The organism is Bacillus sp. XT-2 (genome assembly GCF_025696525.1).
Lineage (GTDB): Bacteria > Bacillota > Bacilli > Bacillales > Bacillaceae > Bacillus > Bacillus halotolerans.
The window spans coordinates 1-21,266 of sequence record NZ_JAHVOC010000003.1 but is presented as its reverse complement, the minus strand read 5'-3'; the positions used below and the strand labels follow the sequence as shown (position 1 = coordinate 21,266).

Here is a 21,266-nt window from a genome sequence, read left to right as displayed (position 1 = left end):
TGAATGAGAAAAAAAGTGAGAAAAGCGGTCATTCCCGCAGCGGGTTTAGGAACGAGATTTCTGCCGGCGACAAAGGCGCAGCCGAAAGAAATGCTCCCGATCGTCGACAAACCAGCAATTTAATACATTGTAGAAGAGGCCGTAGAGTCAGGAATTGAGGATATACTGATTATTACAGGGAGAAACAAACGCTCGATTGAAGATCATTTTGACCGGTCGGCGGAATTGGAATTCAATCTGCGGTAAAAAGGCAAGACGGAGACGCTAAAGGAAATACAGCAGATTGCCGATTTGGCCAATATTCATTATATCCGCCAGAAAGTACCGCTCGGCTTAGGTCATGCGGTGCTGTGTGCGGAGCATTTTATCGGAGATGAGTCTTTTGCCGTTCTATTAGGCGATGATATTATGGTGTCTGAAAAGCCGGCTCTTCGGCAATTAATGGATGTATACGCCGATTATGACACAGAGGTTGTCGGCGTACAGTCTGTTCTCCCTGAGGATGTCAGCAAATATGGCATTATTCAGACATCAGGCTCTCAAGGCCATGTGTATGAAGTGAACGATTTAGTTGAAAAACCGTCTCCGGAAGAAGCTCCTTCCGAAACTGCAGTAATGGGAGGATATGTACTGAATCCTTCTATATTCCCTGTTTTGAAGTCGATCGGGAGAGGCGCAGGCAATGAGATTCAATTAACAGATGCACTTCGTGAGGTTTGCCGTACCCAGCCTATTCATGCGCGGCTTCTGGAAGGAAAACGATATGACATTGGCGATAAATTGGGCTGTTTTAAAGCAAGCACCGAAATCGGCTTAATGCGTCCTGAAATGAGATCTCAGCTTTTAGCTTATTTAGAAGAAGTGCTCAAACGGGAAACAAAAGAAGTGCTGCGATAAAAAAATTTGTAACCATCTTGCTCGTCAATCAGTCATATAATAGTGAAAAAGATAAGGACAGGTTGTGAAGAATGTGAGCAGTTTGATAAGCGAAATTTTAACTTGGCTGACGAATATGGGATATGCGGGCATTGCAATTGGTTTGATGATCGAAATCATACCGAGTGAAATTGTATTGGCCTATGGCGGCTATATGGTATCGGAAGGCACGATTGGATTTATCGGCGCCATCATTGCGGGGGTTATCGGGGGCACCATTGCCCAGATCTTTATTTATTGGATCGGACGCTATGGCGGAAGGCCGTTTTTGGACAAATACGGGAAGTACTTATTGATTAAAAAGCATCACATTGACATGTCAGAAAACTGGTTTCAAAAGTACGGTACGGGGGTTGTCTTCTCGGCACGTTTTATACCGGTTGTCAGACATGCGATATCAATTCCCGCAGGCATTGCCAAAATGCCGTTTCTCAAATTTGTGGTACTGACTGTACTTGCTATCATTCCGTGGTCTATCCTGTTTGTTTATTTAGGCATTCAGCTCGGAAGCCAGTGGGATGACGTTGAGAACATTGCGGGCACTTATACAACACCGATTATGATACTGGCTATAGTGGTCATTGCACTTTATTTTGTCATAAAAAAACGCACAGCCATTTTTAAACGATAGCTAATGGATATGCATAGGGAGGACTCTCCCCTATGCATATTTTTTTGTTATTTTCGATGATGATTTGAAAGCTTCATATGTTCCGCTAAAAATGCGACAAACACTTCATCCCGTACAAGAGATGCCGCGTAATTCCTTTTAATAAACCATTCTGCTTCCTCAAAAGCCGAGAAGGTTTCATCCTGTGTCTCCCCGTTAATTTGAATGTTCCATGCGTTGTCCGAAGGAAACAGGAAGAATCTCATTTGTTCGCGATTTTCGTATAATGAGCCGTTTGCCGACCCTTTCAGATTATAGAAATTACGGAATGCATCTGGGCGGACCGGTTCCATTCGGAATGCTTCAGCTACAAACAAATCGTATACTTCGTCCGTTATGGAACAGCCTGAAGCCTTCGCATGCCCCCCGCCTCCGTACCGGCCTGCTACTTCTGAAACATCAATGTAATCATGAATGGTGCGCAAGCTGGCTCGTTTTGATCCCATGCTTAAAATGGCAATGTAATCAAGATGCGGATTGTCTTTTCCGAGTCTGTTTCCGAGTTCAGAATGGTACGATTCTGCGTGAACGATACCTACACAGTGTTCGTGAACAAAGGTTTGCACCATTTCTCTTTTTTTCCTGCGAAGGTAGCGCTCGATTTTCTCTTCTTCTAAATCAAGCAGTTTCACTTCAAATTCATCAAAGAAGAATTCGTCATGGGCAGAAAGCCGTTGAATCATTTTTTGTTCAAATTCATCGATTGAAAGCAAAAAGAAAAGGTCATTGAGCCGCTTTGCCTGTTTTTGATCGTACTGCTCCCATTCCCAAGTGTCGTATTGGCGGATGAGCTCTGTAAATTGATCTAAGGCGTTTGTCGGCTTCATCAGATCATTTTGGACAAGATAGTCGTATAAAAGAGATGTGGCCGATGCAAGACGTCCGTCATCGTATTCCACCTGGACAAATCCCCACTCATGCTCATTCAAATGAAGGGCTGTTTTATGGTGGTCAATCAGTTTCACTTTTCCGCCCGCATGGACATACTCGTTCAGCCTCTTTTCATTTTCTTCATTGACAGCAAGATCCGTGATAAATAAGGCATCGTGTCTGCTGCTCTCTTTTGCTTTTTCTAAGAAGTATTGGACTTGAGCATTTAAGCCGTTGACAGAGTTATAACGGACCTCAACTTCTTTCCCGAAAGCCAATTTCGCAACGATCCCGCACCCTACTCCGTCCAAGTCGTTATGTGAATATAAATGGTACATAATAAAGGCCCCTTTTTATCATACTGGAGATTGCCGCTATAGGTGTGCGGCAGCCTTTATTTACTATTGTAAAAAACAGAGGGTTTTATGCACAGTTGATTAGTTTACATAATAAAATTATCTAAAACAATAAAAAGAGCGCTTATCACGCTCCTGGTACTTCCTTTTAAACTGGATAGACCGGATGTTTTCGATTGGTGAATGTCACTTCCTTTGTCATGTACGCCATAAGCCGTTTGTGCAATTCCTCGCGCAATGAATTGGCTGGGATTACCGCGTCAATGATCATCTCTGAAGCCAAGCGGTATATATTGATGTCCTCTTTGTACTCCTCGCGTTTGCTGCTGATAAATTGAGCCTTCTCTTCTTTCGGCAGCTCGGAGATTTTTTTGGCATAGACAGCGTTTACGGCTGCTTCAGGGCCCATTACGGCGATTTGTGCGGTTGGAAGCGCTATGCAGCAATCCGGTTCGAAAGCCGGTCCGGCCATAGCATATAATCCCGCTCCATAGGCTTTTCTCACAATTACAGAAAGCTTGGGGACGGTTGCTTCTGACATCGCTGAAATCATTTTGGCTCCATGGCGGATAATTCCGGCCTGTTCTACCTTTGTGCCGATCATAAAGCCGGGAATGTCCGCTAAGAACAGCAAAGGAATATGAAAGGCGTCGCATAATGTGATAAATTTAGCGGCTTTGTCCGCTGAATCGTGGAATAAGACACCGCCTTTTACTTTTGGCTGATTCGCGATAATTCCGACAGGCTGTCCGTGAATCCTCGCAAGACCTGTAATGATTTCCGGTGCGAATAAAGCTTTGATTTCAAAAAAAGAGCCTTCATCTATTACACGATCGATCAGCTCAAACATATTAAAAGGTGCATTTTGGTTTTGCGGAATAACGTCAGAAAGCGGTATGTCAAAGAGCTTTGGCGGCCGTTTTTCTTGTACAGGCGCTTTTTCTTTATAATTTGCCGGAAAGTAAGATAAATATGAGCGTGCCAAGTGAATGGCTTCTTGTTCAGTTTCAGCGAGAATATCTCCGCAGCCAGAAACTGAACAATGCATGCGGGCGCCTCCCATCTCTTCAAGTGACACCTTTTCGCCGATCACCATTTCCGCCATCCGCGGCGAGCCTAAATACATGGACGCGTTACCGTCTACCATGACGACAATATCGCAGAAGGCAGGAATATAAGCACCCCCAGCTGCGGACGGGCCGAATAGAAGGCAGATTTGGGGAATGCGCCCTGACAATTTGACCTGATTGTAAAAAATTCTCCCTGCGCCTCTTCTGCCCGGAAATACATTGATCTGGTCGGTGATTCTGGCGCCTGCCGAATCGACTAAATAAATGAGCGGACAGTTTAATTTTTCTGCTGTTTCTTGTATTCTGATGATTTTTTCAACTGTTTTTGCTCCCCAGGAGCCTGCTTTCACTGTAGAATCATTTGCCATGGCGCAGACAGTTTGGCCGCCGATTTTACCGATGGCGGTTACGACTCCGTCGGCGGGAAGCCCGTCTGACATACATTCTGCAAAAAAAGCGTCCTCAAGCTCGATGTCATCATCAAATAAAAGGGCAAGCCGCTCTCTAACAAAGAGCTTGCCTTTTTCTTGGTTGCTGCGATGATACTTCTCCGCTCCGCCTTTTTGTATCCTTTCCGCCCGTTCTGTTCGTTCTTTTTCATAATCCATAAGGTATTCCCTCCGATCTTTATTCTCCCGTGTATACGGCACGTCTTTTTTCTTGAAAGGCTTGAAGTCCCTCTGTCCTGTCCTTTGTCGGGATCGTGTGTTCATATGCTTTTTGTTCAATTGATAATCCCGTTGCAAGGTTTGTTTCCAATCCTTTATTGATCGCGAATTTAGCCTGGCGGACGGCAATTGGTCCGTTAGCTGAAATGGCTTCTGCCAGTTCCCCTGCTTTCGCCATAAGCTCACAAGAAGCCGTAACATGCTCTACAAGGTTTATCTCTTTGGCTTCATGTGCGGTTATGCGTCTGCCTGTATAAATGAGTTCTTTTGCTTTTCCTCTGCCGATCAGACGTGGAAGTCTTTGTGTCCCTCCTGCGCCTGGGATAATAGCTAAAGCCGTTTCCGGAAGGCCTAACGTAGCGTTCTCGGCTGCTATTCGGATGTCGCATGCCAATGCCAATTCAAGCCCGCCTCCTAAAGCACTTCCGTTTATGGCTGCTATCACCGGCTGCGGCAAGGCTTCGAGTAAAGCAGCGGTTCTGTGAATGAAGGATACACTTTTGAGAACCTGATCTTGTTTCATTTTTATTCTTTCTTTCAAGTCTGCTCCCGCACAGAACGCTTTTTCACCGGCGCCTGTCAGGATGACGCAGCGGATTTTCGTGTTGAATTCGATTTCTTGGAGAATGGATTGCAGGTCTCTAAGCATTTCTGCCGAAAGGGCATTTGCCGCATGGGGCCTGTTAAGGGTGATAACAGCAATGTGTTCTGTTTTTGCAGTGAAAAGAATAGATTCTCCCATTGGTATTTCCTTTCTTTTATAAAGATGATTTATACACCTGTAAATTTCGGCTCGGAAGATGTTTCCCGATTTTCTCCTCGATCCATTTGGCTGCTGGAAGTAACTTGGCGAGCTTTACGTTTGTTTCGATTCCCATTTGATCAAGCATGTACACGATATCTTCTGTCGCAGCATTTCCCGATGAACCTGGAGCATATGGGCAGCCGCCAAGCCCGCCCGTTGAGCCGTCAAATGTGGTGATGCCCATTTGCAGAGCGGTGAGAATGTTGGCGAGAGCCGTTCCCCTTGTATCATGAAAGTGGAGTGCGAGCTGGCTTGCCGGGAATCGTTTCAAAAGCGCTTCAAGTACGATTTCAACCTGTACAGGATTTGCCGCGCCGATCGTATCTCCAAGCGATAGTTCAGAAATTCCGAATTCAAATAAAGATTCTGCCAGGCGAATCACTTGTTCGATCGGTACATGTTTTTCATACGGACAGCCGAAAACTGTGGAGAGATAGGCTCTTACTGTAAGATTTGCTTTTTTTGCGTCGTCTGTTACTTGTTTGAGAACTTGGAGAGTGTCAGCAGTGGATTTGTTGATGTTTTTTACGTTGTGTGTTTCGCTTGCGGACATAAAGACAGAAGCTTCGTCAATACCCCCTTCCAGCGCATTCTCCAGTCCCATTTGATTAGGGACAAGTGCTGCGTACGTGATGCCTTTTACCTGGCTGATGCCTTTTGCCACATCTAGAGCATCTCGAAGCGCGGGAATCCATTTTGGATGAACGAAGGATGTTATTTCGATATAGGGGAGTCCTGTCTGGGAAAGCTGGTTGATCCAAGCGATTTTGTCTTCTGTTGCAAGCCACACCGGTTCGTTTTGCAAGCCGTCCCGCGGGCCGACTTCTCTTAACATGACTTTTTTAGGATAGGACATGGTAAGCCTCCCCGATTATTGAGTTGGATCGTTCAGTTCGAGCAGCACATCACCTTCATTCACGAAATCACCTTCCTTTTTTTTCACTTCTTTGACTGTTCCGCTTCTCTCTGCAACAATCGGGATTTCCATTTTCATTGATTCTAAAATGGCGACTTCCTGGCCTTTTTCAATGTGGTCTCCGGCTTTGACATGCACCTTCCACAGGTTCCCTGCCATCTGAATGTGTATCGTCATGACAGCTGCCTCCTTATAAGTTGTTTTTCAAAAAATCAGTTGTGACGTCTCCTTTTTTGAATGCTTCTGATGAAGCAGCCTGTAAGAGAAGCGGAATATTCGTTTTGATCCCTTCTATCCGATAGTCACGGAGCGCCTCCTTTAGCCTCTCAATCGCTTCCTCTCTGTTTTGGCCTTTGACGATCATTTTGGCGATCATCGGATCGTAAAAAGGCGTAACTGCGCTCCCTGTTGTTACTGCACATTCGTGTCGGACTCCATATTGTTCCGGGAGAGAAAAAGCGGTGATTGTTCCCGGTGACGGATAGAAGGTTTTCGGATCTTCCGCATATATTCTGACCTCTATGGCATGCCCGTTTCGTTTTATGTCCTGCTGAGCGAATCTGAGAGTCTGTCCCTCCGCAACCCTTAATTGCTGCTCAACTAAATCTAAACCTGTAATTTCTTCAGTCACGGGATGTTCTACCTGCAATCTCGTATTCATTTCCAGAAAATAAAAGTTTTTATTTTCATCGACTAAAAATTCGATCGTTCCCGCATTGGCATAGCCAATCGCTTTGGCTGCTTTCACTGCCGTTTCTCCTATCTTCATTCTCAGCTCATCATCAACAAATGGAGATGGGGCTTCTTCAATGACCTTTTGGTGGCGCCTCTGGACAGAACAATCACGTTCAAACAGATGCACTGCATGCCCGTGGTGATCGGCAAGAATCTGAATTTCGATGTGGCGGGCGTGTTCAATCACCTTTTCTATATACATGGACCCGTCTCCGAAAAAATCTGCTGCTCGCTTTTTGTTTCCTTCATACGCCTTTATCAATGCTTCTTCGTTTGGAACGAGCTGCATTCCGATGCCTCCTCCCCCTGCTGAAGCTTTCAGCATAACGGGGTAGCCGATTTCACTCGCGGCGAGGCAGGCTGCCTGAATATCTCCAAGAGATTCGGAAACACCCGGCACTACAGGAACACCTGCCTCCTCCATCGCCTTTCGTGCTTCAATTTTACTTCCCATTTTGGCAATCACAGCGGGTGAAGGACCGATAAATACAATGTTTTCTTCTTTGCAGCGTTGCGCGAAACGGCTGTTTTCAGACAATAATCCATATCCCGGATGGATGGCGTCGGCATTTGCCTTTTTCGCCGCTTCTATGATTCTCTCAATATTTAAATAGCTCTCACTGACTCTCGATTCTCCGATATAATAAGCCTCTGTTGCTGCCTTTGTATGAAGCGCATCTCTGTCTGCTTCAGAATATACCGCTGCCGTTTTGATCCCAAGGCGGCTGCACGTACGTATGATTCTCATTGCGATTTCTCCGCGATTGGCAATCAGCACTTTTGTAAACAAATGAAATCACCCCTCATTGACTTGATGGTAAGTGAAACAGCTGAATCGTTTTTTCACGCAGCTTGTATTTTTGAATTTTGCCTGAGGCCGTCATAGGATACTCGTCTGTAAAGATGAAATACCGCGGAATTTTGTGGCGGGCGATTTTCCCTTTGCAATAGGCTTTCAGCTCTTCGGGTGAAGCTGTTTTTCCCTCTTTCAGCTTAATCCAGGCAGCTGCCTCCTCCCCGTATTTTTCGTCAGGCACACCAACTACCTGTACATCTAAAATATTAGGATGGCGGTATAAAAATTCTTCTATTTCTCTCGGATAAACGTTTTCACCGCCTCTGATGAGCATGTCTTTTAATCTCCCGTTGACGCGGCAGTATCCGTCTTCATCCATCACAGCGAGATCACCGGTAAAGAGCCATCCTTCTGGGTTGATTGCCTTTTGCGTAGCTTCTTCGTCTTTATAATAGCCCTTCATCACATGATAGCCGCGGGTGCAAAGCTCTCCCTGTACGCCTCTTTGAACCTCATTAAACGTGCCGGGCTCCACAATTTTTACTTCGACCTCAGGCAAGGCTCGGCCGGTTGTTTCCACTCTTCTTTGGAAGGAATCATTAGCTCTTGTTTGTGTGATCACCGGCGAAGCTTCCGTTTGTCCGTAGGCGATTGTGATGTCTGTCATGCCCATTTTTTCAATGACAGCTTTCATCACCTCACTTGGACAGGATGATCCTGCCATGATGCCTGTTCGCAACGATGACAGATCATAAGAATCAAAATCTTGAAGATGAAGCTCCGCGATAAACATCGTCGGTACACCGTGCAGTGCTGTGCATGTCTCGTTTTCAACCGTTGTAAGGACTGTAGCAGGTTCAAATTCTACAACAGGTACCATGGCTGCTCCGACGGACACACATGCCAAAACGCCAAGCACGCAGCCGAAGCAATGGAAAAACGGAACCGGAATGCACATGCGGTCAGATGAGGTTAATTTCATACATTCAGCGATATTTGCGGCGTTGTTGATGACATTAAAATGAGTCAGCATCACTCCTTTAGGAAATCCTGTCGTTCCTGACGTGTATTGCATGTTAATGACATCATCTTTTTCAAGGCTGCTCATTCTTGCTTCCAGCTCGGCATCTGACACTGTTTGTGCCAACATCTCTGTATCGTCCCAATGATACATACCAGGTAAACGTTTTTCACCGATATAAATCAATGTTTTTAAACACGGATAGCGTTCTGATTGCAGCTGCCCGGGCTCTGCTTCCTTCAGCTCGGGAATTAAGCTGTTCAGGATCTCTGTATAAGAAGTGCCGCGATATGAATCCATGACGATAAGTGCATCCGCATCTGATTGTCTCAGCAAGTAATCAAGCTCTTGGGATTGGTAATTTGTATTTACGGTAACGAGCACAGCCCCGATTTTTGCGGTGGCGAATTGAGCAGCAAGCCATTCCGGTATATTCGAGGCCCATATGGCCACGTGGTCTCCCTTTCTAATTCCCATCCCCATGAGCCCTTTAGCGGTTTGGCGGCACAGCCTGTTGAATTGCGCGTACGTATAGCGGAGATTCCGGTCAGGATAGACAACCGCTTCTTGATCAGGATAGGCTGCTGCCGTTTGTTCCAGCAGCCTGCCGATTGTGCAATGGATGAGTTCGGACATGTGACGGTCCTCCTTTCACGAGATCAGAAAGCGTTTACATTTTATTTCAGAAGCTGTCTGGCGATCACGATACGCTGTATTTCTGATGTGCCTTCTCCAATTTCCATCAATTTTGCATCCCGCAGCATCCGTTCAACCGCATATTCTCTCATGTAGCCGGAACCGCCGTGAATTTGAATCGCTTGGTTGCATGCCCTTGTTGCCATTTCAGAGGCAAACAGCTTGGCATAAGCCGCTTCTTTCGTAAACGGGCGCTTATGATCTTTCAGCCAGGCAGCTTTTAATACCATTTGCCGGGCAAGATCGATTTCCATCGCCATGTCGGCAAGTTTAAACTGAATGGCCTGAAAGGAAGAGATCGGCTGTCCGAACTGCTTTCGTTCTTTCGCATAGGCTAAGGAGGCTTCAAGTGCCGCTTGGGCAATGCCGACTGCAAGAGCGGCAATAGAAATGCGTCCGCCATCCAGGGTATGAAGAAACTGTTTAAATCCTTTTGAAGGGTCGCCGAGCAGGTAACTTGCGGGTACACGGACATCCTCAAGCAAAATTTCCGCTGTATTTGATCCGCGCACGCCCATTTTATCGTACGGGCTCGTTATGGTAAGGCCGGGTGTGTCTGTCGGAACAATTAATGCGGAGATGATATTATTTCCGCTCTCATTTTTGCCTGTCACTGCCGTCACAATCACCGTACGTGCATAGCTGGCATTTGTGATCCAGCATTTTTCGCCGTTAATCACATATTCATCACCATCTATCACCGCTTTCGTTTGCGTGCCTCCTGCATCAGAGCCGGCATTTGGTTCTGTCAGGCCGAATGATCCGAGTGCTTTACCGGAAGCCAGAGGAATCAAATGCGCCCGTTTTTGTTCTTCTGTCCCGAAGTAATATAGAGGGCTTGCACCGAGTGAAACTGCAGCTGCATAGCTTAATCCTGTACTGCCGCATGCTTTGCCGATTTCTTCAACAGCTAAGGCATAGGAAATCGTATCTCCGCCTGATCCTCCATATTCCTCAGGAAAGGGGATGCCCATCAGTCCGAGATCACCCATTTTTTGAAACGTTTGTATCGGGAATTCACCCGTTTGATCTACATGTTCTGCGTGAGGAGCAATTTCTCTCTTTGCAAAATCCTTTACCATTTCACGAACCATTTGCTGTTCTTTTGTCAGCTCAAAATTCACTTGGTTTCCTCCTTCACATCTTTGTAACATCCTATTAAGTGAATTCAGGAATCATTCCCTGACAAAAGAAGTCTGAAAATTAAAACGTCAGCGTTAAAATTAACCGGTGATAATAAGCATTTTCCTTCGTTCGGGCTTTTGCTGATTTTAGCTTTTCGGTTGGCGGACGCTGATTGTTCTTTACGTTTGCCCATGAACTGTCGCACACATGACGAACCACCTCCAGCATCAGGTTCTCTTTTGTGCGAAAATGATAATAAACGGTTCCTTGCGTGACATTTGCTTGTTCGGCAACTGATTTTAACGTCATTGTAGTCCCTTGATACTTCTCATAAATCCCCCGCTTTTTTCTGATAATCTCGATCAAAATGGCTAATCATTTTATGTACTGTCTTTATGTTATGTTTAGGAATGATGCCGCAGTTTTCAAATACTTCGTCATGTTCATAGATTGAAAATACATTTTGCAAGTGTTCCTCTTCGATCTTTTTTAATATGAAATGCTCAGTTTCCAATACAGGTAATTCAGCACCGGCAATACGTTTCTTGTCTCATTCATAAAAACGCAATTTGTTGAAAAAGACGGCTAGTAACAGCCGTCTCTGCGGGCTATTGATTTATTTTTCTTTTCGAGGCCTTGCTTTCGTTATGAAGCCGGTCTGCGGACGTGACATAATACGTATATGTTTTATTTGGTTCTGCCGTGTCATCCAGGAAGGTTTGCTTGTCGTTTGTTTCTCTTGCTGTGGCCAGCAAAGTTTGCTCCTGTTTTCCTTCAGCCCTGTATATCGCATAATAGGCTGTTTCCTTTGTTTTTCGATTTGATGGGTGGTCTTGTATGTGCAGGAGGTTTCCGTTATCGTCTGCGGTTACTTTGGTCAGTTTCGGTTTTTTCGGCGCTTTGCTGTCGAGCCAAGGCATTTCGGGTACCAATGCAGGCTCGCTGTACAGGTCGGTGATGAGTCTGTCTTTGATGCCGAGCGGATTTTTATTGAGGTCTTTGAGGCTGAAATGCATGCTTCCTTTCACCAGCTCCAGCTGACGGTTGAGGTTGATTTGTCTGGCGTATTCTTCAGGATCGGACCATGGCGGGTCAAAATTGTTATTGATTTTATAGGCTGCCTGCCCGATGTATAAATGAACGGGTCTGTTTTTGACCTCGTTGCTCCACCAATCAGCCAGCACGTCATAAGCGGCTGCGTTGAAGCCGATGCTCCAGTAAATTTGCGGGGCAATATAGTCGATGTCGCCTTGCTGGATCCAGTGTCTCGTATCTGCATAAAGGTCGTCATAATTTCTGACACCTGCTTTGGTATTCGATCCGGTTGGGTCGTCTTCTGCGTTTCTCCATACACCGAATGGACTGATGCCGAATTTGACATATGGTTTTTCAGCTTTGATTGTTTGATTGATTTGGCTGACAAGCTGGTTTACATTATCTCTTCGCCAGTCATCAATATCGGGAAACGTGTCTTTCCCGTATTGTTCATACTGTACGGTATCAGGAAATTCCTGTCCGGCTATTTTATAAGGGTAAAAATAATCATCCATATGAACGGCATCAACGTCATAATGCTTTACGACTTCTTCAATGCCTTTGATGATAAAATCCCTCGCTTCAGGGATGCCGGGATTATAATAAAGCTGCTTACCGTAAGCCACGACCCAGTCCGGATGCTTTCTTGCCGGGTGATCATCAGACAATTTATTGAGATCTGTATGGTTCATCGTAATGCGGTAAGGATTAACCCAAGCGTGAAATTCAAGATTTCGTTTATGGGCTTCTTCAATCATAAAAGCGAGCGGATCATAACCTGGGTCTTTTCCTTGAACACCAGTCAAATATTCAGACCAAGGCCCGTAAGCGGACGGATAAAAGGCATCGGCCGTCGGCTTAATTTGAACGATGACGGCATTCATTCCCATTGACTGAACGTCATCCAGCAGGCTGAGATACTCCTGTTTTTGCGCTTCAATCGATAAGCCTTTTTTTGACGGCCAATCAAGGTTTAGTACGGATGCAATCCATACGGCTCTCAGTTCCCTGTCCGTTTGTGCTTTGGCCAGATAAGGAACGGATATGATTAACGTTCCGATGAGCAAGCTGACAAGAATACGTACAATCGGCTTTTGACAACCCTTCATTCTGTTTCTTCTCCCCCATTACATCGCTTTCACTATTCGTTATTACGGTATTACCGGGCTGTAAAAGGGTGCTTAATCGGATTGAAGAAACCGGATTTATAACCGGCTGAACGTAAAAAAGTCCCGAAGCCTCTTTACCCTGCTTTAGGGCTTTTTATCATTTATGAGAATTTGGACACTTTTTAACACGTCTACGAGTTTTACGCCTACGCCGACAGCTGATTCAAGAATGGCCTGTGCGCCTGCGATCGATAATATGAAAATCACCGGAACAGCGATATCAGGTAAAAAAAGATAGCCAAGCCCGATCAGGATGGCACACCAAACGCCCGCGCACCAGTAGCAATTTAACATATAGCCAAAGTTTGAGGCCGGCACGTTTTTTTCATTCACATGCCCGTTTGCATCAACGGTTCTTTTCTTTTTCATAAAAGGTTTTCGGATGAATTCAGTAATTTTGTCGAATACAATTAAGTGTGTCAGCCTGTAACTCGCCAGTATCAGCATAAAAAAAGTAAGCCAAGAAAGATGTTCCATGACAAGCCTCCAAGAAAAAGGATGATGTTATCATTCCCCGCTTTTTTGCATCCATTCTTATGCGCGACTCTCTTGCAAAAAGAAAACCGGACAGAGATACGCTTCTGTCCGGCAAGTATTTGTTTAATGCTTATTTGGCAGCACTTTTTGATCTGAATTGATCTTGTCTAAAATATCGAGGATAATATTTGCATTCTTTTCAGCAAATTCACCTTCCAGCATGTCTTTGTGCGCGCCGTACCCGGTGTATTCGGCATAGCCTTCCTCAGCGGCGTCTTGCCATTTCTGTAATACCATAGCCCCGCTCGTTTCGGTTTGAATGCCAGCTTCAATGAAATGAATGTTTGACTTGATACGGCCTTCATTTATTAACTGAGCCCAATATTCCTGATAGCACCTTTTTTTCTGTATCACTGTTTCTCTGACTGCTTCTGGCAGGTATGCGGCTGAGTCGTCGTTTTCGGTATCTGCTGTTATAGACTGATCCTTTTTGTAGGCGTCTACGATAATGAAGTCACTGACTTCTAGTCCTTTCTGCTCCATAGCCTGTACGACCTCAAAAGCCAAGTTTCCGCCCGCGGAGTAGCCTAATAGAACGTACGGCCCTTCTGGCTGTATTTCGGTAATGCGGCTGACGTATTGTTCAATGCGGCTGTCTTCCTCAATAAAATGAAAGCCATACACGGCTGCTTTGTGATTCAGCTGCAATGCCAGGTCTTTAAAATAAATCCCGAAGCCTGAAATCGGCGGGAAGCAGAACAGGTTTTTTCCGCCTTGCTGGTTCAGTTGGATCACATGCTGTTCACCGGCCGCTGACAGCTGATTAGAATAAAGCTTTTCCGCAAGCTGGGCGATCGTCGGATTTTCGAATAAGACATCAATCGGTATATCAATATGCTGATGATGTTTAAGCATGTGTATCACTTGAAGCGCTTTTAGTGAATGTCCGCCAAGACCGAAGAAATCATCATGTATTCCGATCGTTTTAACGCCGAGTACGCTTTTCCAAATTTGCGCCAATTCCTGTTCGACCCAGTTTCTGGGCGGTGTGAGGTCCTGACGATTTTCAGACTCGTTTTCTGGAACAGGGAGTGCGCTGCGATTGATTTTTCCGTTTCCGGTAAGCGGCATACGGTCAACTCGAACCCAGCGCTGCGGAATCATGTAGTCAGGAAGCACTCGTGCCAATGCAGCGCGAATTTCCTTTTCGTTTCTGCTTTCATCACTAACATAATGCGTGTATAGCTGCGCCTCTCCATCTGTTTCCAGCAAAGTAACTGCCGCTTCACGGACCCCTTCGATTTCTAACAGCCGCGCTTCAATTTCAGCTGGCTCAATCCGTTTTCCGCGAATTTTAATCTGTCTGTCAATCCGGCTGATATATTCTAGGTTCCCATCAGGCAGCCACCGCGCCAAATCACCGGTACGGTATATTCTTTCTCCAGGTATGAAAGGATCAGGAGAAAAAACGGCAGCTGTTACATCATCTCTGTTTAAATAGCCTTTTGCCACTCCGTCACCGCCGACACATAGCTCTCCGGGAACGCCTATTGGCAAGAGACATCCTTTTGCATCTAAGATGAAAGCGGTACAATTGCTGATCGGTTTCCCGATCGGGATAGGAGTGGCATAGTCTCTTTTAATCTCAAAAAAGGTTGAGAACGTCGTGTTTTCTGTCGGTCCATAGATATTATAAAGCGAAAGCTTCGGACACGCGCGCCTGACAGCGTTTATAAGCTCAGGCGACAGCGCTTCGCCCCCGACATATAGCGTATGAAGCCTATGAAACATATCAGCTTGAGCTTGTGCCAGCTGATTAAAAAGAGCGGTTGTCAAAAACAGCACAGTGATGTTGTTTTCAATTAAATACGCGCCAAAACGATCTGGTGTCAGCATTGTTGATTTATCAATGATATGCAGAGTTGCTCCTTTTAAAAGCGCTCCAAACATTTTAAAGGTGACGGCGTCAAAGCTGATGGACCCTGTTAGGATAAACCGGTCATTTACAGAAGCTGATGTGTAATTGCTGTTGCAAACAAGGGACACGACATTGCGATTGGTAATCATGACGCCTTTAGGCCGGCCTGTCGAACCGGAAGTATACATGATGTACGCGAGATCATCCGGGCCAGTGACGACTTCCAAAGGTTTCGTATGTTCTTCAATCATCGCCTCTGCATCTGCAGAAATAAAGGTTCCAGCAAACGCTGTGTTTGGCTCCAGTCCTTTTTGAACAATCAGCATAGCGGCTTTTGTTTCGTCGAGCATATAGCTGATCCGTTCAGGCGGAAGCTCCGCGTCAAGAGGAAGGTATGTCCCCCCTGCTTTTAAAACAGCCAGTACACTAATGATGAAATCAGGAGAATGACCAGACAAAATACCGGCTGTTCCGTTCCGGCGCAGCCCGTTTTCATACAATGTTCTGGCCAGTGCATCCGATTTTTGATCGAGTTCACGATACGAAATGGACCTATTTCCGTAAACCAGAGCTGTTTGATCCGGTGTTTTTACTGCCTGTTCGCGGAATATATCTATCACTGATTTGTTTTTCGGATACGCCGTCGAAGTGTCGTTACATTGTGTTAAAATCTGCTCTTTTTCTTTCGGATCAAGAAAGGAAAAGTCTGCAACGGGAATGTCAGGGTGATCTGCAGCAGCTTGTAACGCTTGTGTCAGCTGTCTTTGGATACAGGTCATCCAGGCAGCATCATACACGTGCGCATTATAGCTGAACTTGATGACGAGTTCATCACCGGGAGCAACGACAAGGTTGAAATTGTATCCTGACTGTTCAGACACTTTTACATTGTCTATTTGCAGAGGTGAATCAATCTGATCAGCTGAGTCAGCCATTTTTTGCTGTAACGGATAATTTTCAAAGACAATAATGTGGTCAATCAGTTCCTGTTTTAAGGCGGTGTTTGCCTGAATATCGAATAAAGGATGGCAGGTAAACGGCTCAGCGTCCAGCATATCTTGTTGACAGCGGATGAGCAGTTCTGCAAACGTTTCTTCTTTGCCTGTTTTAACACGAACCGGAACTGTATTGATAAACAATCCGATCATTGACTCAACACCCGGAATTTCAGATGGTCTGCCTGAAACGACTGCGCCAAAAACGACATCGTCCGTTCGGTTGTAGCGCTGGAGCATAACACCCCAGACCGTTTGAATAAAGGTGGCAAGCGTGACGCCTGTTTGTTTGGCGGTCTCTTTCAGCTTGTCCGTCAGCTTTTGATTCAGAGTGAAAATTAATTCTTCACGGTAATACCCTTCTTTTGCTTCTCTGTCCGTCACTTGAGGCAGCTGTGAGGGGGTGCTGTAGTTTTTCAGATAAGCACGCCAGTAGTCTGCTGCCGTTTCTTTGTCTTGTTTTGTCAGCCAAGAAATATAGGTGCTGTAGGGGCGAACAGGCTCCAAAGCAAGGTGATTTCCTGTATGGATAGATTGATAGATTTGCATAAATTCCTGCAGAATGATTCCGAGACACCAGCCGTCCATTAAGATGTGATGGTGGCTCCAGACACAGACATGCTCATTTTCTGCTGTTTTGAGCAGAGAAATCCGCATCAGCATGTCTTTTTGCAAATCAAACCCTTTTTTCTTATCTTTCTCTTTAAACTGTTCAATATAATCATTCTGCTCATTCATCTGCAGGCTGGAAATGTCCTCAGTGTGCAAATGGAATTTCCGTTCTGTCATTACGACCTGCCGAGGTCCCGACAGATTGGGGACGTGCGGCAGAAATACAGTTCTGAAAATATCATGGCGGTCGATGATGGCTTGAATACTGCGCTGAAACATCTCATAGCTAAGGCTTCCTTTTATCGTAAAGAGCGACTGCTCAACATAAGCTCCCTCCTCTTTATGGAGGAAGGAATGAAACAGCATTCCCTCCTGCATATGACTCAGAGGATAAATGTTCTTGATTTTTTTGGTTTTAACCATATCGCCTGCACCTTTCTATACGGTTTCATTAGTGAAAACTGAGCATATCAGCGATTTCTTGGAGCGCGTCCTCGGTCAGTTCATGATCATCAAAATCGCTGATGGTTTTTTCTGTTTCTGTTTTGTTCAGACAGTGATCAATCAGCTTCAGTAAGTAGTGATGGCAATTCTCACAAAGCTGTGCGATTGTTTTATGCTGGAAACGGGATGTTTCGTACGTCATGTTGACTGTCATTTTTCCTTCTGCTGCCATCGCACTGATGTCAAGCGTTTGCTCACGGTTCCAAGAAGTGCTGATATCTTCTCCGGTCCCGAGCGGAGAAAACGAGAAGGTGTTTTCATCAGGCGCTTCAGTTGTACGGCTGTTTTCAAATTGACCCAGATAGTTGAAGCTGATGTCCGCCGTGCCGGTGAAATCAAGGTCAGTTTTCTCAGGCGGGGTCAAATATTTGAGTACACCGTAGCCGAATCCTTTGTCCGGAACGCGTCTCAGTGTATCTTTTGTTGTTTTTAACACATGAACCAAGTATTCTTCTTGATCCTTGTCGGACAAGTCTGAATCTAGTTTGACGAATAATGGATAAATGGCGGTAAACCATCCAACCGTGCGGCTGACATCTATGCCGTCTAACACATCCTCGCGTCCGTGGCTTTCTAATGACAATTTGACGGCGGATTGTTTTGTCCAATCCCGCAAAGCTAGAATCACGGAAGCCAGCAGCATATCTTGCGTATCTGTGTTATATATACTGTTGACGCTTTTTAAAAGCGCATCCGTCTCTTTTGTATTTAGAGAGAATGAAACTGTATCCCGTTTTCTCTCATTTAAAGTTTGAGCGTTCATTTGATCAAACGGCAGTGCTTCTGTTTGATACTCTTCAGCTTCGCGCCAATATGCGAGCTGTTTCATAAGCTGACGGCTTTCAGCATAGTCAGCGAGTTTTTCCGTATATGCTTTGAAAGAGCTTGTTTTAGGCGGCAAATCAATGTCTTCTCCGTTTACAGCCTGACGGTATCCGGTTGCCAAATCCTCCAGCAGGACACGCCATGAGACGCCGTCAACGATGAAGTGATGAGCCGTTAGGAACAAAAAGTCTCCATCATCTGTACGGAAAAGTCCGGCCTGCAATAGCGGCCCTTTTTCCAAATCTATGTTCTGCTGAATGTCACGTACATGATGTTTAATCAGAGATTCATATTCATTGACTTCTGAACCTTTAAGATTGATGATCTGTAGGCTGTACAGCGCGTCGTCTGAATGACTGACCGGCCGATTATATTGAACCCATTTGCCTTGCTCAGACTGTGTGAACACCATTCGCAGCGCATCGTGGTGGATTGTGATGGCTTTTAACGTTTTGCGCAGCGCGTCTTCTTGAACGGAGGTACTCCGATGCAGCATAACAGATTGATTAAAATGGTGTTTCTCTTTTATATCTTGAGAAAGGAACCATTTTTGAACAGGTGACCACTGTACTTCTCCCTCAACCGGAGCTTGGCTGGCACTAGTATTGGAATCACGGATATATGCTGCCAGTTCTTTAATTGTCGGATGACTGAATAAATCTTTAACCGACATTTGTTTCCCGATTCGATGAAGCCGTGCTGACACCTGTAACGCTTTAATGGAATCTCCTCCGAGCTCAAAGAACGAATCATCAATTCCGATTTTCTCTGCACCGAGCACTTCACCCCATATATCTGCCAGTTTTTGTTCCATCTCGCTGTTCGGTGCATGAAATGTACGTACTTGATTGAATGCCGGTTCTGGAAGTGCCCGGCGATCCAGCTTGCCATTTGGTGACAAAGGAAGCGAGTCCAGCGTTTGAATAAACGCCGGCATCATATACAAAGGCAGCTGTTTTTTTAATTCGGCACGCAACATTTCTGTATTAAAGTCTTGCTCTGCCACAATGTAAGCACACAATTCGGTTTGAGCAGGCGCTGTTTCGCGAGCAAGGACAACAGCCTCTTTTACTCCGTTTATACGGCGGATAACTGATTCAATTTCTTTCGTTTCTACACGGTGGCCTCTGATTTTGACTTGATCGTCCATTCGTCCTAAGTATTCGATTGTACCGTCTGCCATCCATCTGGCTGCGTCACCTGTTCGATACATCTGTTTTTCGGGCTGGAATGGGTGCTGAACGAATGTTTTTGCTGTCAGTTCCGGAAGATTGACGTACCCTCTCGCAAGCCCTGTTCCTGCTATACAAAGCTCGCCGGCAACGCCGATTGGCTGAAGCTGATCCCCGTTTAAAATCAGCACTTCAGTATTGTCGATCGGCCGGCCGATGCATACGTTTTTCTGCCGTTCCATATGTCTCATGGCTGTGGTTGCCACACTGTTTTCTGTCGGCCCATATTCATTTGCTAGCTCTGTATTCGGGCATATTTCCATGCTGCGGTCTATCAATTCCCGGTCAGCTGCTTCTCCTGCAAGCGTGACTACTCTAAGCGTCTTCGCATCTTCCGGCTGTATGACGTCCAAAAGTGCCCGATATAAAACAGGGACGATAATCATATGTGTAATCCGATGATGAGATAGATCATGCTTAATGGACAAAATATCTTTCGCTTCGTTTTCATCAGGCAGCACTGTCTTTGCACCTGACAAAAGCGGTGTGAACATACTTGTTAAAAAGCCGTCAAACGAAAAAGAAAAGAGCTGAAGGACTGTGTCTGTCTCATTCAAAGCATAAGCATTTCGCCGCCACTGCAGGGTGTTGGCTATTCCTTTATGCTCGACCATCACGCCTTTTGGCTGGCCTGTCGTTCCTGAAGTATAAATGATATAAGCCAAATGCTGAGGGCGTGACACTTGCGGAAGCGGTGATCCGTCGTATGTCTCCGCGGTCTCTATAGCGAATATCTCACCTTCAAAATCTTCAAGTGCTTCTTGCTCCGCAGCAGGTAAAGTGATGAGCAGTTTGGTTCGGCTGTCGTCGAGTATATAGCGTTTCCGTTCCGCCGGGTATTCCGGATCAATCGGGACATAACAGCCGCCGGCTTTCCAAACGCCCAGAATGGCTGCAATCATGCTGAATGAACGAGGCATCATAATTCCGACTGGTGTGTCCGGCTTAACCCCGCGGTCTCGCAGGGCCCATGCAATGCCATTGGACCATTCGTCCAGTTCCTGATAGGTGAGCGTGTTTTCTTTGCTGACGAGTGCAGGAGCATTCGGAGTCAGCGTTGCTTGTTTTTCAAACAGCTGATCGATTGTTTGCACTTTATGTTCATTTTCTTGCCCGCTGTTAAACTCATTCAGCAGTTTGTTTCGCTCTTCATGAGTCAGAATGTCGATATTGTTAAGAAGTGTGTTCGGATTTTTGACAATATGACTCAGCAAATTTGTCAGGTGATATGTCCATTGTTTTATCGTTGCTTCTTGAAAAAGTGCAGTCGAATATTCAAATTGCAAATGAATTTGCTCGTCACCCTCAGAAGCCTGCAATGTGATATCAAACTTAGAAACATGATGAGAAACGCCGGCCGGCTGGAGTTGTATGTCAGCCAGCTCCAAAGTCTGTTGCTCTGTATTTTGAACGACTAACATGGCATCAAACACTGGATTTCGGCTCATATCCCTTGTCACGCTGAGCTTGTCGACAAGCTCTTCGAACGGATAATCCTGATGTTCGTAAGCTTCCAATGCGGTCTCACGCACTTCCTGCAAAAATTGCGCAAAGGGCTTCCCGCCCTCCGGGCGTGCCCGAAGCGCCAGCGTGTTGACGAACATTCCAAGTATCGGCTCAAGATCTTTGTGAGGACGTCCGGCAATTGGTGACCCGACGATGATGTCTTCCTGTCCGCTTAAGCGCGACAATAACGCTGTGTAAGCTGCCAGGAGCACCATGTACAGGGTGCTTCCGTTCTCGCGTGCGAGTTTGTGAAGCCCGGCTGTGAGTTCTTGATCGAGCGTAAATGAAACTTGATCACCTGCGAAGCTTCGCACCGGCGGTCGGGCGTG

13 protein-coding genes and 2 pseudogenes are annotated in these 21,266 nt (G+C 45.7%); 2 read left to right on the top strand and 13 right to left on the bottom strand.

Translation table 11 applies throughout. The features are described 5' to 3' along the window. The first annotated feature begins 3 nt into the window (after positions 1 to 3). Positions 4 to 897: pseudogene (gene galU / locus KXD37_RS09995) on the top strand (UTP--glucose-1-phosphate uridylyltransferase GalU). 73 nt (positions 898 to 970) lie between these two features. Continuing rightward, on the top strand, positions 971 to 1,567 hold the full coding sequence (locus tag KXD37_RS09990; protein ID WP_106021636.1) for a DedA family protein: 597 nt from the start codon (positions 971 to 973) through the stop codon (positions 1,565 to 1,567). Positions 1,568 to 1,614: 47 nt separating this feature from the next. Here the strand turns inward: KXD37_RS09990 and KXD37_RS09985 are convergent, their stop codons facing one another. The 13 genes and pseudogenes from KXD37_RS09985 to fenA all read right to left on the bottom strand — a co-directional run. Beyond that, positions 1,615 to 2,814, bottom strand: coding sequence for a DHH family phosphoesterase (locus KXD37_RS09985; protein WP_106021635.1), 1,200 nt, complete (start codon positions 2,812 to 2,814; stop codon positions 1,615 to 1,617). A 166-nt stretch (positions 2,815 to 2,980) separates the two neighbouring features. Continuing rightward, the gene (locus KXD37_RS09980; RefSeq protein WP_127695102.1) at positions 2,981 to 4,510 is read right to left on the bottom strand and encodes an acyl-CoA carboxylase subunit beta; all 1,530 of its coding nucleotides are present in this window, start codon (positions 4,508 to 4,510) and stop codon (positions 2,981 to 2,983) included. A gap of 19 nt (positions 4,511 to 4,529) precedes the next feature. Then, the gene (locus KXD37_RS09975; RefSeq protein ID WP_103671513.1) at positions 4,530 to 5,312 is read right to left on the bottom strand and encodes an enoyl-CoA hydratase; all 783 of its coding nucleotides are present in this window, start codon (positions 5,310 to 5,312) and stop codon (positions 4,530 to 4,532) included. Between the two features lie 16 nt (positions 5,313 to 5,328). Continuing rightward, positions 5,329 to 6,231: a hydroxymethylglutaryl-CoA lyase gene (ldeG, locus tag KXD37_RS09970; protein ID WP_106022099.1), complete on the bottom strand. Its 903-nt coding sequence runs from the start codon at positions 6,229 to 6,231 to the stop codon at positions 5,329 to 5,331. A gap of 15 nt (positions 6,232 to 6,246) precedes the next feature. Beyond that, on the bottom strand, positions 6,247 to 6,468 hold the full coding sequence (locus tag KXD37_RS09965; RefSeq protein WP_069486614.1) for an acetyl-CoA carboxylase biotin carboxyl carrier protein subunit: 222 nt from the start codon (positions 6,466 to 6,468) through the stop codon (positions 6,247 to 6,249). Between the two features lie 13 nt (positions 6,469 to 6,481). Continuing rightward, the gene (locus tag KXD37_RS09960; protein ID WP_106022100.1) at positions 6,482 to 7,816 is read right to left on the bottom strand and encodes an acetyl-CoA carboxylase biotin carboxylase subunit; all 1,335 of its coding nucleotides are present in this window, start codon (positions 7,814 to 7,816) and stop codon (positions 6,482 to 6,484) included. Positions 7,817 to 7,829: 13 nt separating this feature from the next. Beyond that, the gene (locus tag KXD37_RS09955) at positions 7,830 to 9,479 is read right to left on the bottom strand and encodes an AMP-binding protein (protein WP_188323779.1); all 1,650 of its coding nucleotides are present in this window, start codon (positions 9,477 to 9,479) and stop codon (positions 7,830 to 7,832) included. 41 nt (positions 9,480 to 9,520) lie between these two features. After that, the gene (locus KXD37_RS09950; RefSeq protein ID WP_188323780.1) at positions 9,521 to 10,663 is read right to left on the bottom strand and encodes an acyl-CoA dehydrogenase family protein; all 1,143 of its coding nucleotides are present in this window, start codon (positions 10,661 to 10,663) and stop codon (positions 9,521 to 9,523) included. A gap of 79 nt (positions 10,664 to 10,742) precedes the next feature. Continuing rightward, complete coding sequence (locus KXD37_RS09945) at positions 10,743 to 10,973, bottom strand: TetR/AcrR family transcriptional regulator (RefSeq protein WP_049809933.1); 231 nt, start codon at positions 10,971 to 10,973, stop codon at positions 10,743 to 10,745. 299 nt (positions 10,974 to 11,272) lie between these two features. Further along, the gene (locus tag KXD37_RS09935) at positions 11,273 to 12,808 is read right to left on the bottom strand and encodes a glycoside hydrolase family 10 protein (RefSeq protein ID WP_254518263.1); all 1,536 of its coding nucleotides are present in this window, start codon (positions 12,806 to 12,808) and stop codon (positions 11,273 to 11,275) included. Between the two features lie 144 nt (positions 12,809 to 12,952). Next, on the bottom strand, positions 12,953 to 13,345 hold the full coding sequence (locus KXD37_RS09930; protein WP_188323781.1) for a DUF1360 domain-containing protein: 393 nt from the start codon (positions 13,343 to 13,345) through the stop codon (positions 12,953 to 12,955). A gap of 123 nt (positions 13,346 to 13,468) precedes the next feature. Then, the gene (gene fenB, locus KXD37_RS09925) at positions 13,469 to 17,293 is read right to left on the bottom strand and encodes a fengycin non-ribosomal peptide synthetase FenB (RefSeq protein ID WP_263463509.1); all 3,825 of its coding nucleotides are present in this window, start codon (positions 17,291 to 17,293) and stop codon (positions 13,469 to 13,471) included. Positions 17,294 to 17,321: 28 nt separating this feature from the next. Further along, positions 17,322 to 21,266: pseudogene (gene fenA, locus KXD37_RS09920) on the bottom strand (fengycin non-ribosomal peptide synthetase FenA); the annotation flags it as partial.